The organism is Acinetobacter sp. YH12126, assembly GCF_013418745.1.
In the GTDB taxonomy this organism is placed as follows: domain Bacteria; phylum Pseudomonadota; class Gammaproteobacteria; order Pseudomonadales; family Moraxellaceae; genus Acinetobacter; species Acinetobacter amyesii.
This window is the reverse complement of record NZ_VPBM01000006.1, coordinates 110,740-128,756: the sequence shown is the minus strand read 5'-3', so window position 1 is coordinate 128,756 and position 18,017 is coordinate 110,740. Positions and strand designations below refer to the sequence as shown.

General features: G+C 40.9%; 13 protein-coding genes and 1 riboswitch. Of the genes, 2 read left to right on the top strand and 11 right to left on the bottom strand.

Annotation, left to right across the window (positions count from 1 at the left end; translation table 11 throughout):
* The first annotated feature begins 141 nt into the window (after positions 1–141).
* On the top strand, positions 142–2,091 hold the full coding sequence (locus FTU62_RS05355) for a triacylglycerol lipase (RefSeq protein WP_180102067.1): 1,950 nt from the start codon (positions 142–144) through the stop codon (positions 2,089–2,091).
* Positions 2,092–2,100: 9 nt separating this feature from the next.
* Here the strand turns inward: FTU62_RS05355 and FTU62_RS05350 are convergent, their stop codons facing one another.
* The 8 genes from FTU62_RS05350 to FTU62_RS05315 all read right to left on the bottom strand — a co-directional run bounded on the left by FTU62_RS05350 (position 2,101) and on the right by FTU62_RS05315 (position 13,679).
* Positions 2,101–2,307 (bottom strand): hypothetical protein, encoded by a 207-nt coding sequence (locus FTU62_RS05350; RefSeq protein WP_257223066.1) that lies wholly within the window; start codon positions 2,305–2,307, stop codon positions 2,101–2,103.
* Between the two features lie 149 nt (positions 2,308–2,456).
* Positions 2,457–4,067, bottom strand: coding sequence for a hypothetical protein (locus FTU62_RS05345; RefSeq protein WP_180102066.1), 1,611 nt, complete (start codon positions 4,065–4,067; stop codon positions 2,457–2,459).
* 105 nt (positions 4,068–4,172) lie between these two features.
* On the bottom strand, positions 4,173–7,778 hold the full coding sequence (gene uca, locus FTU62_RS05340) for an urea carboxylase (protein ID WP_180102065.1): 3,606 nt from the start codon (positions 7,776–7,778) through the stop codon (positions 4,173–4,175).
* A gap of 4 nt (positions 7,779–7,782) precedes the next feature.
* The gene (locus FTU62_RS05335) at positions 7,783–8,445 is read right to left on the bottom strand and encodes an urea amidolyase associated protein UAAP2 (protein WP_180102064.1); all 663 of its coding nucleotides are present in this window, start codon (positions 8,443–8,445) and stop codon (positions 7,783–7,785) included.
* Between the two features lie 15 nt (positions 8,446–8,460).
* The gene (locus tag FTU62_RS05330; RefSeq protein ID WP_180102063.1) at positions 8,461–9,198 is read right to left on the bottom strand and encodes an urea amidolyase associated protein UAAP1; all 738 of its coding nucleotides are present in this window, start codon (positions 9,196–9,198) and stop codon (positions 8,461–8,463) included.
* Positions 9,199–9,227: 29 nt separating this feature from the next.
* A riboswitch (guanidine-I (ykkC/yxkD leader) is annotated at positions 9,228–9,339 on the bottom strand.
* A 277-nt stretch (positions 9,340–9,616) separates the two neighbouring features.
* Complete coding sequence (locus tag FTU62_RS05325) at positions 9,617–11,305, bottom strand: tetratricopeptide repeat protein (protein ID WP_180102062.1); 1,689 nt, start codon at positions 11,303–11,305, stop codon at positions 9,617–9,619.
* Positions 11,306–11,344: 39 nt separating this feature from the next.
* Positions 11,345–12,595, bottom strand: a complete 1,251-nt coding sequence (locus FTU62_RS05320; RefSeq protein ID WP_180102061.1) for an NERD domain-containing protein — start codon at positions 12,593–12,595, stop codon at positions 11,345–11,347.
* A 190-nt stretch (positions 12,596–12,785) separates the two neighbouring features.
* Entirely contained in the window at positions 12,786–13,679 is an 894-nt protein-coding gene (locus FTU62_RS05315; protein WP_078190935.1) for a LysR substrate-binding domain-containing protein, read from the bottom strand.
* Between the two features lie 190 nt (positions 13,680–13,869).
* On the opposite strand from FTU62_RS05315, the gene FTU62_RS05310 reads away from it, so the two are divergent.
* Complete coding sequence (locus FTU62_RS05310) at positions 13,870–14,571, top strand: HAD family phosphatase (RefSeq protein WP_180102060.1); 702 nt, start codon at positions 13,870–13,872, stop codon at positions 14,569–14,571.
* A gap of 90 nt (positions 14,572–14,661) precedes the next feature.
* On the opposite strand, the gene FTU62_RS05305 is transcribed toward FTU62_RS05310, so the two are convergent.
* The 3 genes from FTU62_RS05305 to FTU62_RS05295 all read right to left on the bottom strand — a co-directional run bounded on the left by FTU62_RS05305 (position 14,662) and on the right by FTU62_RS05295 (position 18,005).
* A complete protein-coding gene (locus FTU62_RS05305) occupies positions 14,662–14,979 on the bottom strand; it encodes a hypothetical protein (protein ID WP_373686486.1) in 318 nt (105 codons plus the stop codon).
* A gap of 223 nt (positions 14,980–15,202) precedes the next feature.
* Positions 15,203–16,702 carry a succinate CoA transferase gene (locus tag FTU62_RS05300; protein ID WP_171319206.1) on the bottom strand — a complete coding sequence of 500 codons (1,500 nt, stop codon included), beginning with the start codon at positions 16,700–16,702 and terminating at the stop codon, positions 15,203–15,205.
* Positions 16,703–16,835: 133 nt separating this feature from the next.
* The gene (locus tag FTU62_RS05295) at positions 16,836–18,005 is read right to left on the bottom strand and encodes a thiolase family protein (RefSeq protein ID WP_180008861.1); all 1,170 of its coding nucleotides are present in this window, start codon (positions 18,003–18,005) and stop codon (positions 16,836–16,838) included.
* Positions 18,006–18,017 lie beyond the last annotated feature (12 nt).

The window sequence follows — 18,017 nt, the reverse complement described above, 5'->3', positions numbered from 1 at the left end:
GTATTACAGCATTCGTACATTAGCTTATAGAAAGGATGTATACGTAGTAATTTTCTTGGATTGAGCGCTGTAACACCTGCCCTATTTTTACTATTTTATAAAGGTTAAAATAACAAAAAATAGATGCCTGTGACCTTTCCAATGATGCCTTTCACGCATTTACCCGCTCGTTTTATGTGTATCATCAGCCTGAGTTTGCTCAGTGGATGCCAATTGGTCAAATTACAAGAAAATCAACTCAGTGCGTCACTAAATAATAAAACAGATAGCATATTAACCCATCAGAAGCTCAGTACATTTAGCCATCAAATCCTGTTAATGGTGAATGAAAGCGACCAATCTTGTTTAAATGCGCTTGAAAGCTGTATTCACAAAATGCTTAACAATGAAACTTTAGATATTGCCCAAGTCTATGCAGCAGCAAGTGAACTGTACATGGCACGTGCTTTAAGCGCCGATCAAAATCCACAATGCAAAAAAAGCTTAAAACAAAACAGCGGAAAATTAGCTTCAAGCAAAATTAAAATGTGTATGGATCAGCAGCTTGCAGACTTTGATTTCAGTCTGCGTTACAGCTATGTCTATCTATTTAAATCCGCTCAAGCCCCTGAAGAACGCTTATTTGATTTGCGTCAGGGACAAGTCCGCACCTTTTATAATGTGGCTTTATCACGTTTAATCACCTCATCATTTACCCGTTTTGACTATCAGCAAATGCCTGAAAGTTTAATGCTGGGTTCATCGCTTTATCATTTTAACTATGAGCATTATCCTGAAATCAAAAATGCGGACATTGATAAATTACTGTCGAGCTATAATTTTAATTTTTCAGGCTTAAAAACCATTAACCGTCAGGAAGGCATTGGTTCTGAATTTGTCTTAGTCAAAAAAGCCACGGATCTGTCTGCTGTGCAGCCTTTTGTATTAGATCCTGAACAATATTATTCAAATAAACCCAACCCCAATATCCATACGGCACGCTATTTATCTGTCAGTGCGATCGCAGAGCCTGCCAAGACCAATAGCAGCATTAGTGAAATTTTGTCGCCGCAATCAGACTTTAAGGTTGAATTATTTAATCCCTATCAATTTAAAAAGGCTAAAATTGAATCTCAGTCCTATACGCTAACAGCCAATTATTCTGTGCCTTATGGACTTTGGTTAGCCGAAAATAAATTAGGACAATCTGGCTACTGGACACTTCTAAATAAGGAAGAACATTTGCGCATGCCACATGTGTTTATGTTAGAGCCGTATCAACCCAATAAAAAGATTATTATCATGGTTCACGGTTTAGCCAGCAGTCCTGAAACTTGGATCAGCCTGACCAATAACATCATGGGTGATCAAAAACTGCGTGATCATTACCAAGTTTGGCAAGTGTTTTACTCAACCAATATGCCAATATTTGAGAGTCGCTTTCAAATCAATGCTTTACTCAAACAGGCATTTGCAACTGTTCAGCCCAATACGCCATCGGCTCAGGATGCTGTCATTATCGGGCATAGTATGGGCGGCATCATTAGTCGTTTATTGGTTAGTGATGCAGATATTTCCGCTCAAGCTATTCCACTCATGAACTATGAACAAAATACACAGTTACAACGTCATCCAATTATCCGCGATCGTTTTGTCTTTAAAGCCTTGAAGCCAGTTAGTCGTGCAATTTTCATTGCCGCACCGCATCATGGTACTGACTATGCAGACCGCTGGTTTACAAATTTGGCGAAAAAAATCGTGGTATTGCCTTTAAGTTTTTTAAATGATGTCAATGTTGAAATCCCGAATGCAAAAAATTCAACTATGGGCCTGATTAAGTCTGGCCCTGCAGATTTAAGTCTACAATCACGTTTTATGCTGTTGTCTGCTGACATCATGCCAAATAAAGATATTCCTTATCATTCTATTATGGGAAATCAGACGCAAAGTAATGAACCGAGCAAAATGTCGGATGGCATTGTTCCCTATACAAGTTCTCATCTAGATGGCGCGGTGTCTGAAAAGATATTCAATGGTGGACATTCCATCCATGAGTCTCCAGATGCCATTTTAGAGTTGCGACGCATTTTGAGAGAGCATTTGGATAAATAAGTGAACTTTTTAATCGCGTTTTTTGTGAACTTGATCTTGTAGCTCGTCTAAAATGATCTTTATCGTTTTTTGCCCTTTAGCTTTTTCTGCTAGTTCTGTTAAATGCACATCTTCCGAAAGACAATCATTCAAAATTATTTTTGCATTTTCCATAATTCGATTTCGACTTTCAGGACTACGTTTCCTTATAAGGTCTTCAAGTTTTTTAGCCATCATTGAATTCTCTTTTATTGAGGGATATCTCAAAAATTTGCGACAAAGCGTGAATGGATAATATTGTTCATATTGGTCGACGTCCTAGCTATGCAAACATTGGTTAAATTATAACCAACTTAAAGGCCTCTTAATAAGTCGTAAATTAATAGTTATTTTTTAATTTTTTCTAATACAACTTGATCTTGACTATATTCGAATGGGGTTAAAGAACCTTCTCTCAGATAAAGACTATTCACAGTTTTTTCTTTAATTTCAAATTTGTAAGAATTTTCTGTCAAATCTTTTTTAAGTAAAATAAATTGAGGATTCCTAAAAGTGTGTTTTATATATAATTTAAAATCCACCATATTATTAAAAATATTTAAACTTTGGATATCTAAATCCTGAAACATTATCAGTTCAGATTCAGTATCTTTGACTAAGCTATTTACCAACTCGATAGAACTAGGATTGACTGTCATTGAACCCTTAAACTTATTTAATTCAATTTTCGAGCAAAGTAATTCTGAAATTTCATAAATTTGTCTGTGCTCTTCAGAACTAAAACTACATTCATTATTAAAAGTTATAGATAAATTATTTTTTTTTGCTATGGTAGCGCATGAATTTGTATAATTTAAGAAGTTGTTAATCCATGCTAGTTTTTTTGACATATCAAGATTGATTGCTTTGTAGATTTCAAGTCCATCTACTAAGATTTTGAAATCTAATGAAGTACGATTTTCCAATTTCTCATAAATTTTTTTAATTTTATCAAAATAAGGTAAAAATCTGATATCAATTCCTTGCCAATTCTCTAAACCTAAAGAAATATTTGCGATATTATTCGTATCAGATGAGAGATTTAATGGAATATTTTTTATTGAAATTTCAATAAGATTATCAAATTTATAAGCACATATCGAGAATGACTTTCTGCCAAAAATGAAATCTCCTTCTAAATCCAAAATAACATTATCATCACTATCAGTGATCTCAATAATTCCTTTTCTTAAATTTGTTGGCTTGATTGTTACAATCCCATCTTTAACATCTTTAGGAAAAATCGAATTTATAGCATCAGAGTTTGAGATAAAGTTTTCAATTGAAGAGTGAAAAAATTCACCATGTTCAACTAATCGACCATATTTTTCACTAAATTCATTAGCATCTGTTGGAGTGATTTTAACCTTAACAGGTTCATCACTTTCACTCACTGCATCGATGCGATAATGAGTGGTGCCATTAATATGATCACATGAAATATTTAATCTTGGATCGAGAGTTTTTAGCTCTTTTTGAATTCCTTTTGTAATAACGTTTAAAGTTTGATTAGCCACAGATCCAAATACTTGATTTGACATGTGACTTTGTAAAACTCTTGATTGTGCCTCCTTTTCAAATTCAATTTCTATATAAAACTTTTTATTACTGTTTGCTAAAACTTTTAACTCAGCCTCCTTCTTCCATTCTTTTAATAAATCAACTGAGTATGCTTCAGGCTCTATATCAATTTTTCTAGCACAATGATTACAAAGCCATATCCCATTATTTATAGACTTTCTTTCTTCTGAAGACATTGACATATCATAACGAGGCCCTCCAACCGCAGCAGCAGAAATGTGTGCAGCCGTTCCAGTAATATTAGTTTTATTATTATCTATTTTTTTAGGCTCGATCGTTAAGTTGCCACAATCTGGATTTGAACAAAGATTATTTACTCGATCTCTTAAAACTTTCACAGTAGAAGCTGTAAAATCATCTCTTTTATTCTTTGCCATAGTTCTTTCTTAACTGCTTATCCCTGACCTTCATATTAAACTAAACATCTAATTCATAAAATAAAAAAACCGCCCTTATGGACGGTCTTTTTTATCTGTATCTCATCAAGCCACTGGCGCCAACGTAAACAACACCTGCCCCGTTTTCACCGTCTGCCCTTTTTCAATGGTAATTTCAGAAACCATCATACGTTCAGGCGCAATAATGGGGATCTCAATCTTCATCGCTTCAATTACAGCTAAAGTTGCACCTTCTTCAACAATATCACCTGACTTGCATTCAATTTTCCAAATACTTCCCGGCATGTGCGATTCCACTGCACAACCGCCTTCAGGAATTTGAATATCGCTGTCATCCAACACAGCATCCAAACTTTCAGACACATACTCTGCAAGTCCGGCTTCATGCCAACGACGACGTTCTTCATCAAAATTGGCTTGTTGGACAGATTTAAATGCTGAAATAGATTCTGCATTTTCAGTCAAGAAGTCATTGTATTCTTTTAGATTCAGTACACCTTCTTCTACACGCAGTTTTAAGCGACCTGCTTTGAAGTCCTCACGCATCTGCATCAGTTCAGCTTCTGAAACTTCATAAAACTTAATTTGGTCAAAGAAGCGCAGTAACCACGGCATACCTTGCTCAAAGTCAGGGTTTTTACGATAACGAGACCATATTTGCGTAGTACGACCCACGAACTGATAGCCTCCCGGACCTTCCATACCATAGACGCACATATACGCACCGCCTATACCGACAGCATTTTCAGGTGTCCATGTCCGTGCAGGATTGTATTTAGTCGTCACTAAACGCTGGCGAGGATCAAGTGGTGTTGCCACAGGTGCACCTAAATACACATCGCCCAAACCCATGACCAAATAACTCGCGTCATACACTACGTCTTTTACGGCTTGTTTGTCTTTTAAGCCATTAATACGACGGATAAATTCGATATTGTCTAGACACCATGGTGCATCTGGGCGCACAGTTTGCATATAGCGTTCAGTTGCCAATTGGGTTTGTGAATCTTCCCAAGCCAGCGGTAAATACACCGTACGTGATGGAACTTGCATTTCTGTGACATCAGGCAATTCTGCTTCAGCCACTTGCAATAAACGCAGTAAATCAAGTTGATCAAGCTTGATCGAATCAAAGTGAATTTGTAGCGAACGAATACCCGGTGTCAGGTCGATAATGCCGGCAATGTTTTGCTTTTGTACCCATTGCATGAGCGCATGGATACGGAAACGTAAGTTTAGATCTAAAACCAACTCACCATATTCCACCAACATGTAGTTATTGCCCGCAGGACGATACACCACATCCGGCAAACCATTCTGACCTTTTAAAGTATCAAGCACCGCATTTTTTAAAGTGAAAAGTTCAGGATAAAATGACTCATCAAATGCCACAGCCTGCGTATCAGATGCTTCTAATTGCACATGATATTTTTCATTTAAAAGTTTCGCTTGATGATAACTCACAGGTATAAATCTGACTTTGTCTCCTGCTTTCAATTGACCAAGTTTCCAAAGCTCAGAATTAATCACCACGGCAGGACAAACAAAGCCTCCTAAACTTGGACCATCTGGACCCAATATAATCGGCATATCACCTGTGAAATCAATCGCACCAATGGCATAAGCATTGTCATGAATATTCGATGGATGCAAACCGGCTTCACCACCATCCTCACGTGCCCATTCAGGTTTTGGACCAATCAAACGAATACCTGTACGGCTTGAGTTAAAGTGAATCTCAAAAGTATTGGCAAAGAAGGTATCAATATCTTTTTTAGTGAAGAAGTCTGGTGCACCATGCGGGCCGTACATCACCGCAATTTCCCATTCATGACTGAATGATGGCACTTGTTCAGGCGCCAGCGCTGTCACTTGTTCAGATGTAAATGCCGTGATTGGCAACATATCGCCAATCAATAAATTACGACCAGCATGACCACCAAACTGACCAAGGGTAAAGGTCGCTTGTGAACCTAAATATTCAGGAATATTCAGACCACCTTTAATCCCGATATAGGTGCGACAACCTGTGGCGATTTTGCCACATTTTAAAATCTGACCTTTACACACATTGACGGTTTGCCACATTGGCACAGACTGACCATCTAAAGTCGACGGCATATCACCGCCGGCAAGTACGATTTGGCTGTCACAATGGAATTTTAAGGTTGGCCCTTGTAGGGTACATTCAAGCCCTGCAGTGTTATAGGCATTACCAAGCAACTGGTTTGCAACATTCAGTGATAATGGATCTATCGCACCTGAGGGTGGCACACCGACATCCCAATAACCCAAACGACCTGTCACATCTTGCACAGAAGTTTGAATGCCTGATTGCAACACTTCAATTTTTTGGGTTTTCCACTCAAATGTATTTAAGAATCGTGTGGTTTGCGTACCGGCTTTAAATACATCACAGTCGATAATATTTTGTAGATATTCAAGATTAATTTCGATGCCTGCAATCGATGTTTTGGCGAGTGTTTCGGTCATGGCTTGAATTGCAGAGTCACGATCATCTGCCGTGACAATGATTTTCGCAATCATCGGGTCATAGAATGACGATACATTTGAACCCGTTTCCACCCACGTTTCATTACGCGCATTGGCATCAAATTCAACGTGCGTTAAAAGCCCTGCACTAGGTTGGAAGTTTTTGATTGGGTCTTCAGCATATAAACGCACTTGAATTGAATGACCTTTCGATTCAAGTTGTTCTGTTGGTGCAATCCAATCCCCACTGCCTAAAGTAACCATCCATTCCACAAGATCTACACCAAAGACTTGCTCCGTCACACCATGTTCAACTTGCAGGCGGGTATTCACTTCTAAGAAATAGAATTCCTGTGTGTCGGTATCCATCACAAACTCAACTGTACCTGCCGAACGGTAATTTACCGACTGCATCAGCCCAATCGCAATCGATTGAATATAAGCACGTTGATCATCATTGATATGTGGTGCTGGGGTTTCTTCCACAACTTTTTGATTACGGCGCTGTACCGAACAATCACGTTCACCTAAAGCTAAAACTAAACCTTTACCATCACCAAAAATCTGTACTTCGATATGACGGGCATTCTGTACAAATTTCTCAAGGTATAAACCGGCATCTTTAAAGTTGGCTTGGGCAAGATATGAAACCGTAGAATAAGCATCTTTCAGCTCTTCTTCATTCCATACCAAACGCATACCAATACCACCGCCACCTGCAGTACTTTTCAGCATCACAGGATAACCAATACGATTGGCTTCAAGCAGTGCTTCGGCTTCATCTGCCAATAATTGACTACCCGGCAGTAAAGGTACATTGGCTTGAATCGCAAGTTCTCGTGCCGTATGTTTTAAGCCAAATGATTTCATTTGTGCCGAATTTGGCCCTAAAAATACAATGCCTTGCGCTTCACACAGATCACAAAATTCAGCATTTTCAGATAAGAAACCATAACCCGGATGAATCGCTTCTGCACCTGTTTGTTTTGCGACTTCTAAAATTTTATCGACATTTAAATAACTTTGGCTGGCAGGACTATCGCCAATAAATACCGCTTCATCGGCTAAGGTCACATGCAAAGAATCACGGTCTGCTTCGGAATACACGGCAACGGATTGAATGCCTAGTTTTTTGAGTGTACGAATCACACGGCAAGCGATTGCACCACGGTTGGCAATGAGGACTTTATTAAACATGGTATTACTCCTCGCCTTCACGAATGATCAATTGAATTTTTGTTGGGTTATAGGCATTACATGGGTTATTCAGTTGTGGGCAGTTTGAGATCAATACGATCAAATCCATTTCGGCTTTAATCTCTACATATTTTCCCGGTGCAGAAATACCGTCATCAAATTTCAAATGTCCCTCAGCGGTCACAGGCACATTCATAAAGAAGTTAATATTTGGGCCGATATGGCGCACGTTTAAGCCATGTTTTTTTGCAATCGGATGTTGTGACAACGCTATCATGAAATTATTACGGCAACTGTGCATTGGAAATTTGTCATGTGCATAGCGAACAGTGTTGCTTTCACATGAACATGCACCGCCTAAAGTGTCATGACGACCGCAGTTATCATCATGAATGGTGGCAATTTTATTACCGAAGTTAGTATATAAAGTCGTGCCTTTTTCTAAATAAATCTGTTGGTTGATGGCTAAAGTATCTGTTGCGCTATAACGCTCTTCAGGGTTTGACGCTGAGATAAAGAGCGTATCCACCGCTTGGTTGCCTTCTAAATCCACAATACGGAAATATTGCCCTTTTTTGACTTCGCACATCCATGCTTCACCAGCAGGACAAACTTCGTTAAGGACTGATTTTTCTAAGCTGTTTTGTAAATTGGCTAAAGCTGTCATGTTGTATTCCCCCAATTAAGCGCTGAGTGCGTAGTAACGATTATTGTTTTGAAATGCACGCTGATTTTGCGGACATGAATCACGACATACATCGCTGTCGCTTAAAGGAAGTGCTTTGTATAAAGACAACTGAACATCGGCAGGTGCATATTCTGTGCTGTCATCTAAGGCATGTGGCGCGGATGATAAGAACACCAAGCAATCCATTTCAAAGCGTAGTTCGATCAAGTGATTCGTATTGTCAGATGCCACATAGCTCAAGTTGCCATTGTCATCTGGTTGGACTTTAGAAAACAGATTTAAAGTACTGCTGAGGTCTGTTGCAGATAAGCCGAATTTGGTCATTTCAAGCAATAAGCTATCTTTGCCATTACGGTACATATCGTTACGGGCATCTTGGAAAGTTTTGCTGCCGAATTGGTTTTCAATTTGCGATGCCGTACTTGGTGCACAAAAAGCATCATTCCAAGCGTGATCATCTTTCACAATCGAGATCATGGCACGGCCTAAATCCGATGCCAAAATATGACCTGTACTTAAATAAGCCGTGTGCTGCCCTTTAAGACTATCTGGCATGTTGTAGCGTTCAAGCTTATCTTCACTATTTACACAGTACAGCGACACATTGGCATTTTGCCCTAGCGATTTAAGCTGTAATACTGCCCCACGCTGAATACGCGCTGACCAGTGGTGTCCACCCGGTAAAAGTTCAGTCCATAGTGCTTTATCATCATGATAATGTGTTGTGCTCATTGCAGCCTCTGCCTAATTCTTAACTATTTACCTCCCGGGCTTTTATCCCTCCGTGCAGCTTTGCTTTGAATTCAAACGAAGCCGTGAACTCTCGGTCGCAGTCATACATGAAGTTGTATCGGAACCCTAGATCACTTTATGATGTATGTAGAAATGCAAAGGCTGTGCCAAAACAGTAATACTATTTATACAACCGGTAATACTGCTAATTCGGAAAGTTTGGCAAAGAATCAAAAGAGGCCTGAATCTTTCAGGTGCAGAAAATGCGCTTTGCCTGCAAAATGCACCAAAATAAACAGATGCGCCAACAGGCAAACAGAAATGAAAAAAGCCCACATAGCATCTGAGCGCTTATATATGACAAGGAAACCGCTTAGTCAGCTTGATCTTTCCGCGAAGAAGTCTTCATTAATCCGCGTTATTTACGGTCTGCATCTTTGAACCGGTTGATCCATCTTACTGCGTGGGGAAATCCGCTTGCTGCGGCTTGACGGTAATAGCTTGCAGCCAGCGCCGGATTTTTTTCGACCCCCATGCCTGCATAATAGGTCATCGCTAATTCATGCTGCGCTTCTGGAACACCTTGAGCGGCTGCTGCTTCAAAATAAGCCAGCCCTAATTTATGACTGGCAAACAGACTGCTGTCAGATGCGTCCTTCGCAGCCGGTACATATTCACGTGAATAGAGCCAGCCCAGTTTATAAATGGCGTGGGCATTTCCTTGCGCAGCTGCTGCTTTAAATAGCTTTTCAGCTTCAGCATAATCTTGCTGCAAATATTTAAAACCTTCGGATCTAAATATCGCCAGCTTATACTGCGCCGATGCGCTTCCGCGCTGCGCTTGCTCGGTCAGTTTTTGTATGCCTGCTTCTGTATAATCTTCCTCAGTCAATTGATCCCTCGGCTGTGTCTTTACCCAGCGCTGAAAGGCTTCAGGCCCTGTATTTTCTTCTGGATTGAACCAGCCGGGTATATCAATCATATGTCCAGAGAGCAGCGCGGCATAATTCATGGCACGGCTGTCCCCTTTACGCGCTGCGCTCTCAAACAGCGGAAGCGCTTTTGCTCTGCTGACCGCGTCATTTTGATCGAGATACAATCGGGCTAAACCAAACTCAGCCAAAACAAAGCCTTGAGCAATCGAAGCCTGATACAGCTGCACTGCCTGCTGCAGGTCTGTTTTTACACCCAGCCCGGTTTCATATTTTTTAGCCATATTGAATTGGGCAGCCGGATGCTTTAATTTCAAAGCCAAAGCAAAATAATGATTAGCCAAATCACGATTCAAAGCTACCTGCGTAGCGGTATTTTCCAAGCGTTTTGAATCGGTTAAAGAGGATCTGTAATGCTTAATCGCCTTGTAATAACCCGGATCAAAATTTTTAGCTACGAACTCGCCGGAACCGTCATACAGCACAGCTAAATTATTCATGGCTTCCGGCAGCTGCTGTTTTGCAGCTTGTTCAAACCAATAGAGCGCCTGCTGTGAATTTTTTTCAGTTCCAAATCCGATCGCGTACATATAACCCAAATCATTTTGCGCTATGGCGCGGCCTTGCTTGGCGTGTTCCAAATTCCGCTGCAGCATTTGCGGCGCCTCTGTTTTAACTGCAGTCAGGTAATAGCCGAATGCATAAGGCAAGTACATTTCGACACCAATGCCCTGTTCAAACATTACCCCCAAGTTATAGTGCGCATCTGAAAGGCCTGTTTGGGCAGCTTTGCCGAATAATTCATAGGCTTTTAAAGTGTCCTTTTTTACCCCCATGCCGCGAAGATACATCTTGCCCAGATTATTTTGCGCTTTCGGATTGTTTTTTGCTGCGGCTGCATTGGTCCATTCATAGGCCTGACGCAGATCTTTTTGAACAAAATCTCCTAGCAGATACATTTGCCCCAGATTGACCTGTGATGGCGTATGGCCTTCTTTTGCCCATTGTGTCAGCTGGGCAATATAAAGCTTCTGTTTACCGGATGGCGCAATTTTCAGCTCATCCATCGTCTGATCAAACTGCCCATGTGAAGGCAAAGCATAGACCGCGTCCGGCGCGGCTAAAACCAGCATACTGATCGCAAGCGGAATGATTTTCTTTGAAAATATGTGCATTTTTAGTGATACATCCTGTAATTCAAATTTATGCAGGCTTTAGTAGCTCGAATCCCTTAAGCGTGAATCAAGGTCATCAGCCTGCTGTATTTTTTCTTCCGCTGCGGCGGCTGGCGTTCTCGCTTCTGCTGCGCGGGGCGCCGGATTTGCGCGCGTTTCAGCAATAACCGGCGGCGGATTCTGCTCTCCGCGCTTCGGCTGCAGTATTTGTTCTGATGCCGGCTGCTGCTTCGTTTTTTGCACCGCAGGTTCCGTCAATTGGACCGCTGGCGCTGGCTGTTCCGCTTCCGGCCGCTCAAGGCTTCTTGGGCGGTTTTCCCAAAAATCATCCTGCTGCTGTGCCCGCTGCGCCGGCTTTTCATCCGACCATTTCAGTTCGGCCTGAGGCTGTTCTGAGGATGCGTCCGTTTCTGCACGGCCCCGAGTGTCCACGGTGCTTTGATGCGAAGTTTCACTGACAGCGCTTTCGGTTTTTTTGCTCATCATTTGGGTGAAAATATTCCCGATTTTTTGCCATACGGCCGGAATAAGCAGCAGTAATGCAAGAAACACTATCGGCCAAAATTTACTCAGCGCCGGCGGCTGGCTGCTGCGCGGGGGCTTTATTTGCGCCTGCCGCATTTTCACCTGTACCGTCGCTGCTGTGTCCGGCACTGCTTTAGGCGTTAAATATGCATGCGCAACAGCATCAACCGGCGGTTTTGGCTGCCATTCATAGGGCATCAAGTTCATTTTGCCCATAAGTTCGGATACCCACTGCTGCTCTAAGCGGATGCCAGCGCTTTTTTTAGCCGCGAAATATGCGCTGCAATGCGCGATATCCGTAATGCCCATCCACTTCCGGGTTTTTTCACTCAGTTGATCTTCAACATCTGTTAATGCAGTAAAGACCGTGACGGCGCCGATATGCCCCAGTTCACAGCGGCTGAAAGCTGGCTCATTGCTTAAAAAATTCAGCAGGGAAAATTTATTATTGCGCAGCTGGCGGTAGGGATTGAACTGATTGCCGCCTTTGACTTCAATCAATTCGTTATTATGATTCAGCAGCTTCCAAGGGCCGTTCTCACCGGCTGTTAGTGCGCCGGTATAGCTTTTAAAGTCGCCCACAATAATTGAAAATGGGCTAAAACATACAAAGTCTACATCCTGCCCATTCCACATGGCGTTATAAACGATATAAATCCATTTTTCTGGACCATCCCAGTCCAGCTGCAGCTGTGATAAAAAATTCTGAAGCATGCGCTCTTCATGGGCATGATCGGCTTGATTCCCATAAAAGCAGTAAATCATTAACAGTAAACCCCTAAACCCTATACCCTATACCCAAAAAAGTAATAAATAATTTTAAAATGCAAAGCTAAAACAGCATCTTATTATGCATATTTCTTATAAATAAGAAAAGTTTAAATCAATACAGCAAATAAGCTGAACTGCCTGCAGCATGCGCAAAATAGGCTGCAAACAGAATTCGCCGGCGCAGCTATTTCACTAAGATTTCATGGAACATATGACGTAGCCATTGATGGCTGGTTTTATGATGGCAGGACATATGCCAATATTGCTTCACGCCATAGGTTGGAAATGCAATCGGTGCGTCAAATATTTTTAAGTTGCCGCGCGAAAGCAATACTTCACTCAAGTAATACGGCACAGTAGCAATCGCATCAGTGTCTTGCACAACTAAGCCTACACCTAAATAACTAGGTAAACGCATCAAAATATCACGTTTTAAATCAAGGTTAAGCAGCTCATTTTCAATATGGTAGTGCCCCATACCTGCATCAATATCAATATGTGACTCTGATAAATATTGCTCAGTTGTAATGGTGTCACCCGTTAATCGTGGATGATCCTTAGCTGCAATCACCACATAATATTGCTCAAACAGTTTTTGCTGATAAAAGCCGCTTTCCAAATGCGGTAAAAACCCCAGTGCTAAATCAATTTCACCATTCGCCATCTGATAACTGGTTTCAGTGGTAATCGGGCGTACATTTAGACGTATTTGTGGCGCGTGTTTTTTTAGATATTGGCTGATTTTAGGCAATAAAACCAAATGCGAAACATCGGTCATGGCCAAAGTAAATTGTTGATCTGAAATGGCTTGATCAAAATTAATCGTAAAATTATTAATGGCTTCGACTTTACTCAAGGCTTCGCTGACTAAAGGAAATAATTGACGCGATAACTCCGTAGGCACCATTTCATTACCAATACGTAAAAATAAGGGGTCGTTATAATGCTGTCGTATTTTATTTAAAATATTACTGACTGTAGGCTGACTCATCTGCAAGTGTTCAGCAGCTTGTGACACATTTTTGTACTTATAAACATGAAAAAAAATGCTAAGAAGTTTACAGTCCAATTCAAACACGAAAGATTTAATCCCTAATTAAATATTGCAAGTTATGCTGTGCATCATCTGCTGAATTATACAAAAAGCCAATAACGAAATATTACTTTTATTGCAGATGAAACGCCAGTTTAGCCTGCTCAGTTGCATTTGGCTTTTCAACACTCCAATCAGTCCGCATAATAGACCCAGCACGAATTTGGATATCAACATGCTTCAAGGAAAAAAACTGGTTTGTTTTGATTTAGATGGCACACTTATCGACTCTGTTGGCGTGTGGAATCAGGTTGATGCAGATTTGATTCAACAGTTGACTGGACAAACCATCCAATTGGATTTAATTCAACGTGAACGTGACATTCAGCTGCAATTATTTAAAAACACACCAGACCCTTACTTAATGTACTGTAACTATCTAAAAGATACTTATAAGATTGAACAACACACAGCAGATCAAATCAAACAGCAACGATATACCATTTCACAGCATTTTTTAGAACATATCATCTTGCTTAAACCACATGCAGCGTTATTTGTTCAACAGCTCATTCAGCAAGGCATTCAGGTGGCAATTACCACCACGACCAGCTTGCAAAATATTTATCGATATCAAAAAAATATCAACATTTATCCAAAGCTGCATTTTGAAAATAGTTTTGATCTGATCCTGACCCGTGAAAGTGTCAAAAATATTAAGCCGCATCCTGAAGTCTATTTACAGGCGATTGAACATTTTGCCGTTCAACCTGAAGAATGTTTAATTTTTGAAGATTCACTCATTGGTGTAGAAGCCGCAAATGCTGCGGGTATTGAAGTCGTTGCCGTGTATGATGCATATTCAGAACACGAAATTGAGCAAATCAAAAATAAAGCGGATTATTTTATCCATGATTTCTCTTCGGTTTTGAACTGAGTTAAAGCAAATAAACATTCGCTTTAAAGTTAAAAAAGCAGCCCAATTTAGAGGCTGCTTTTGATATTTTTGCATCAATAGATAATTGATCTATTTTACTTTTTTATAAATTGATCCAGACCCGACTAAATTTCCAGTTTTTTCGTCAATCGCAAATTCAACAGCACCTGTCCCAGAGTTTACAGCCAGTAACCCAGATTCAGCAACAGACGCAGGTACAGGATTTTTCTTTTCAGATTTACCACTTTGTTTATCTTTTAAAGTATTAGTAATGAAATAGTTTTCACCATTTTTACTAATAATCAGCGCATTTTCAAGTTGCGGATCTACTGCGGTATTTTGCCATGTTCCTGCATAATCAGGCGCTGGACTTTGTTTACATGCACTGAGGAGAACTGCGAACAACATCGCAGAAAAAAATTGAATCTTTTTCAAAATACTGACCTTCTTTGTCAATGAGTTTTGCATTATAGAAAGCCTTGAAGAGAACTTAAGACCGTTCATGTTGTGCAAAAGTTTCAAACTAAGTGGCGCTGTTTTTCTTTTGTCATGTTTTGAAACATTTGTAGTCTTTCATAATAAATAAGCCCACTTGATCGTGGGCTTATTTAAATATTTTCAATCTTTAGATTTATACGATTTGACGCATTGAACCGGTTTCTTCAAATGTGGCATGCCAAGACAAAGCCTCTTTTAAAATATGCGGCGTTTGACCACCAAGCTCACATGCGCGTTCAAAGTAGCTCAACAATGCTGCGCGATAATCTGGATGTGCACAGATTTCAATGACTTTACGTGCACGCTCACGTGGTGAAAGACCACGTAAATCTGCCAAGCCCTGCTCTGTAACCACGATGTCAACGTCATGGTCAGTATGGTCGGTATGACTCACCATTGGCACCACAGATGAAATCGCACCACCTTTTGCAATCGACTTGGTTACGAAAATGGCAATGTGCGCATGACGAGTAAAGTCTCCTGAACCGCCAATACCGTTCATCATTTTCGTACCCGTCACATGGGTCGAATTTACGTTTCCGTAAATATCAAACTCAAGCGCAGTATTAATCGCAATAATGCCTAAACGTCGAATGATTTCAGGGTTATTGGATAGCTCTTGTGGACGTAACACAATTTTGTCTTTGTACTGATCAAAATTGTTCATCACATGCTGTGCACAAGGCTCAGACAGCGTCATTGAACAGCCTGAGGCAAATTTCATTTTTCCAGAATCAATTAGCTGGAAAGTACAGTCTTGTAGTACTTCTGAATACATTTCCAAATCATGGAAATTAGAATGCTCAAAACCAGCAAATACAGCATTGGCAATCGAACCCACACCTGACTGTAGCGGGCCTAAATTTTCAGGCAAACGCCCTGCTGCTACTTCACCTTCAAAGAAATCAATCAGGTGCTGAGCAATCGCTAGGGTTTCAGCATCAGGTTCATCCATTTTAAACTGGGTATCTGGCAGATCATTCAACACAATAGCTGAAATCTTATCGGGGCTGACATTGATCCCAATCGTACCGATACGTTCACCGACCTGAGTCAGTGGAATTGGCCCACGGTTTGGTCGCGCTTTCGGCACATAAATATCATGTACACCTTCTAGCACTGGGTTAATCGTATTATCAATTTCAATAATCACATGATCTGCCATTTCAATGAAATTGGCTGAGTTACCACATGAACCTGTCGGAATAACTTGACCATCTTCTGTAATTGCAGTCGCTGCAATAACGGCCACATTAATGCGCGGTAAATTATGATGACGAATATTATCGGCCATTTCAGACAAGTGTTGGTCAATATACATGACCTCGCCAGCGTTAATGGCTTTACGTAAACCAGGATCTGCCTGATACGGATAACGACGTTCTATCGCATGCGCCGCATTGAGGCGACCATCGATACTATTTCCTAAACTAGCACCCGTTGCCAACGTGATACGAAGAGGATGTGAAACTGCATGATCTGCAAGTGCCAATGGAACCGTCTTTGCCTCACCTGCACCACCAAAACCACTTAAACCAACCACTGAACCATCTTGAATTAACTCAATCGCTTTTTCAGCAGACATTACTTTGTCGCGAAGGGAGAGTAAGCGAATGCGATCTAAACCATTCATAATTAAATCTCAAAAAATAAATATCTCAAAATAAACATCTTTTTTCGCCATCCCAGCGAACTGAGATAACGTTTGTTATTGCTTATCTAAAAACGTACTTATCTAAAAGCTTACTTATATAAATTGAGGCAAATTAAATCAGTTCAACCGCAATTGCAGTTGCTTCACCGCCACCAATACACAGTGCTGCGACACCTTTTTTACCGCCAGTGCGTTTTAAGGCATGAATCAGCGTCACAATAATACGTGAACCTGATGAACCTAGTGGGTGACCAAGTGAGCAAGCACCACCATGAATGTTCACTTTTGCTTCATCTAAGTTAAATCCATCAATCGCCAGCATTGTAACCATGGCAAATGCTTCATTGACTTCCCACAGGTCAACTTCTTGTGCATCCCAACCGGCTTGTGCAAGTACTTTCTCAATAGCACCGACTGGAGCAATCGTGAACTCTGACGGATGCTGTGAATTTGTAGCATAAGCAACGACTTTTGCTAGTGGTTTTAAACCACGTGCTTGAGCCGTTTCTTCTGATGTAACCACCAAAGCAGATGCACCGTCAGAAATTGAGCTGGCATTGGCAGCTGTGATCGTGCCGTCTTTTTTGAATGCAGGACGCAGTGTAGGGATTTTTTCAGGCTTAGCACTTAAAGGCTGTTCATCTGTGTCAACAACGACGTCACCTTTACGGCTTTTAACAGTAACTGGTACGATTTCATTTTTGAAGAAACCGCCTTGAATCGCTGCAACGGCTTTATTGAGTGAGTTGATGGCAAAAGCATCTTGCTGTTCACGGGTATAGCCTTTTTTATCTGCCATATCTTGTGCCAGAATACCCATCGATAAACCTGTCTCAGCATCTTCTAAGCCTTCTTGGAACATGTGATCTGTGGTTTTACCATGACCCATACGATAGCCTGAACGCGCTTTTTCAAGTAAATATGGCGCATTTGACATCGACTCCATACCACCAGCAACCACAATATTAGCAGAACCGGCTTTAATCGCATCAGCTGCTTGCATCACTGCCTTCATGCCTGAACCACAAATTTTATTAATCGTGGTGGCACCCGTTGTATCTGGTAAGCCTGCTTGACGCATCGCTTGGCGTGCAGGACCTTGTTTAAGACCAGCCGGTAATACACAGCCAAAAATAACTTCGTCAATATCTGTAGGTTCTAAACCTGCACGTGCAACAACAGCCTGAATCGCTGCAGCACCTAAGTCTGGGGCTGTACAAGATGAAAGTGAACCCTGAAAACCACCCATCGCTGTACGTACGCCATCTACAATTACAATCATTTCTTATTTCAT

Coding starts and splice junctions, on each gene's coding strand:
- FTU62_RS05330 (WP_180102063.1), bottom strand. CDS start 9,198: ATGAGCACAACACATTATCATGATGATAAAGCACTATGGACTGAACTT.
- FTU62_RS05325 (WP_180102062.1), bottom strand. CDS start 11,305: ATGCACATATTTTCAAAGAAAATCATTCCGCTTGCGATCAGTATGCTG.
- FTU62_RS05310 (WP_180102060.1), top strand. CDS start 13,870: ATGCTTCAAGGAAAAAAACTGGTTTGTTTTGATTTAGATGGCACACTT.
- FTU62_RS05300 (WP_171319206.1), bottom strand. CDS start 16,702: ATGAATGGTTTAGATCGCATTCGCTTACTCTCCCTTCGCGACAAAGTA.
- FTU62_RS05305 (WP_373686486.1), bottom strand. CDS start 14,979: ATGTTGTTCGCAGTTCTCCTCAGTGCATGTAAACAAAGTCCAGCGCCT.
- FTU62_RS05350 (WP_257223066.1), bottom strand. CDS start 2,307: ATGATGGCTAAAAAACTTGAAGACCTTATAAGGAAACGTAGTCCTGAA.
- FTU62_RS05320 (WP_180102061.1), bottom strand. CDS start 12,595: ATGATTTACTGCTTTTATGGGAATCAAGCCGATCATGCCCATGAAGAG.
- FTU62_RS05355 (WP_180102067.1), top strand. CDS start 142: ATGATGCCTTTCACGCATTTACCCGCTCGTTTTATGTGTATCATCAGC.
- uca (WP_180102065.1), bottom strand. CDS start 7,778: ATGTTTAATAAAGTCCTCATTGCCAACCGTGGTGCAATCGCTTGCCGT.
- FTU62_RS05345 (WP_180102066.1), bottom strand. CDS start 4,067: ATGGCAAAGAATAAAAGAGATGATTTTACAGCTTCTACTGTGAAAGTT.
- FTU62_RS05295 (WP_180008861.1), bottom strand. CDS start 18,005: ATGATTGTAATTGTAGATGGCGTACGTACAGCGATGGGTGGTTTTCAG.
- FTU62_RS05335 (WP_180102064.1), bottom strand. CDS start 8,445: ATGACAGCTTTAGCCAATTTACAAAACAGCTTAGAAAAATCAGTCCTT.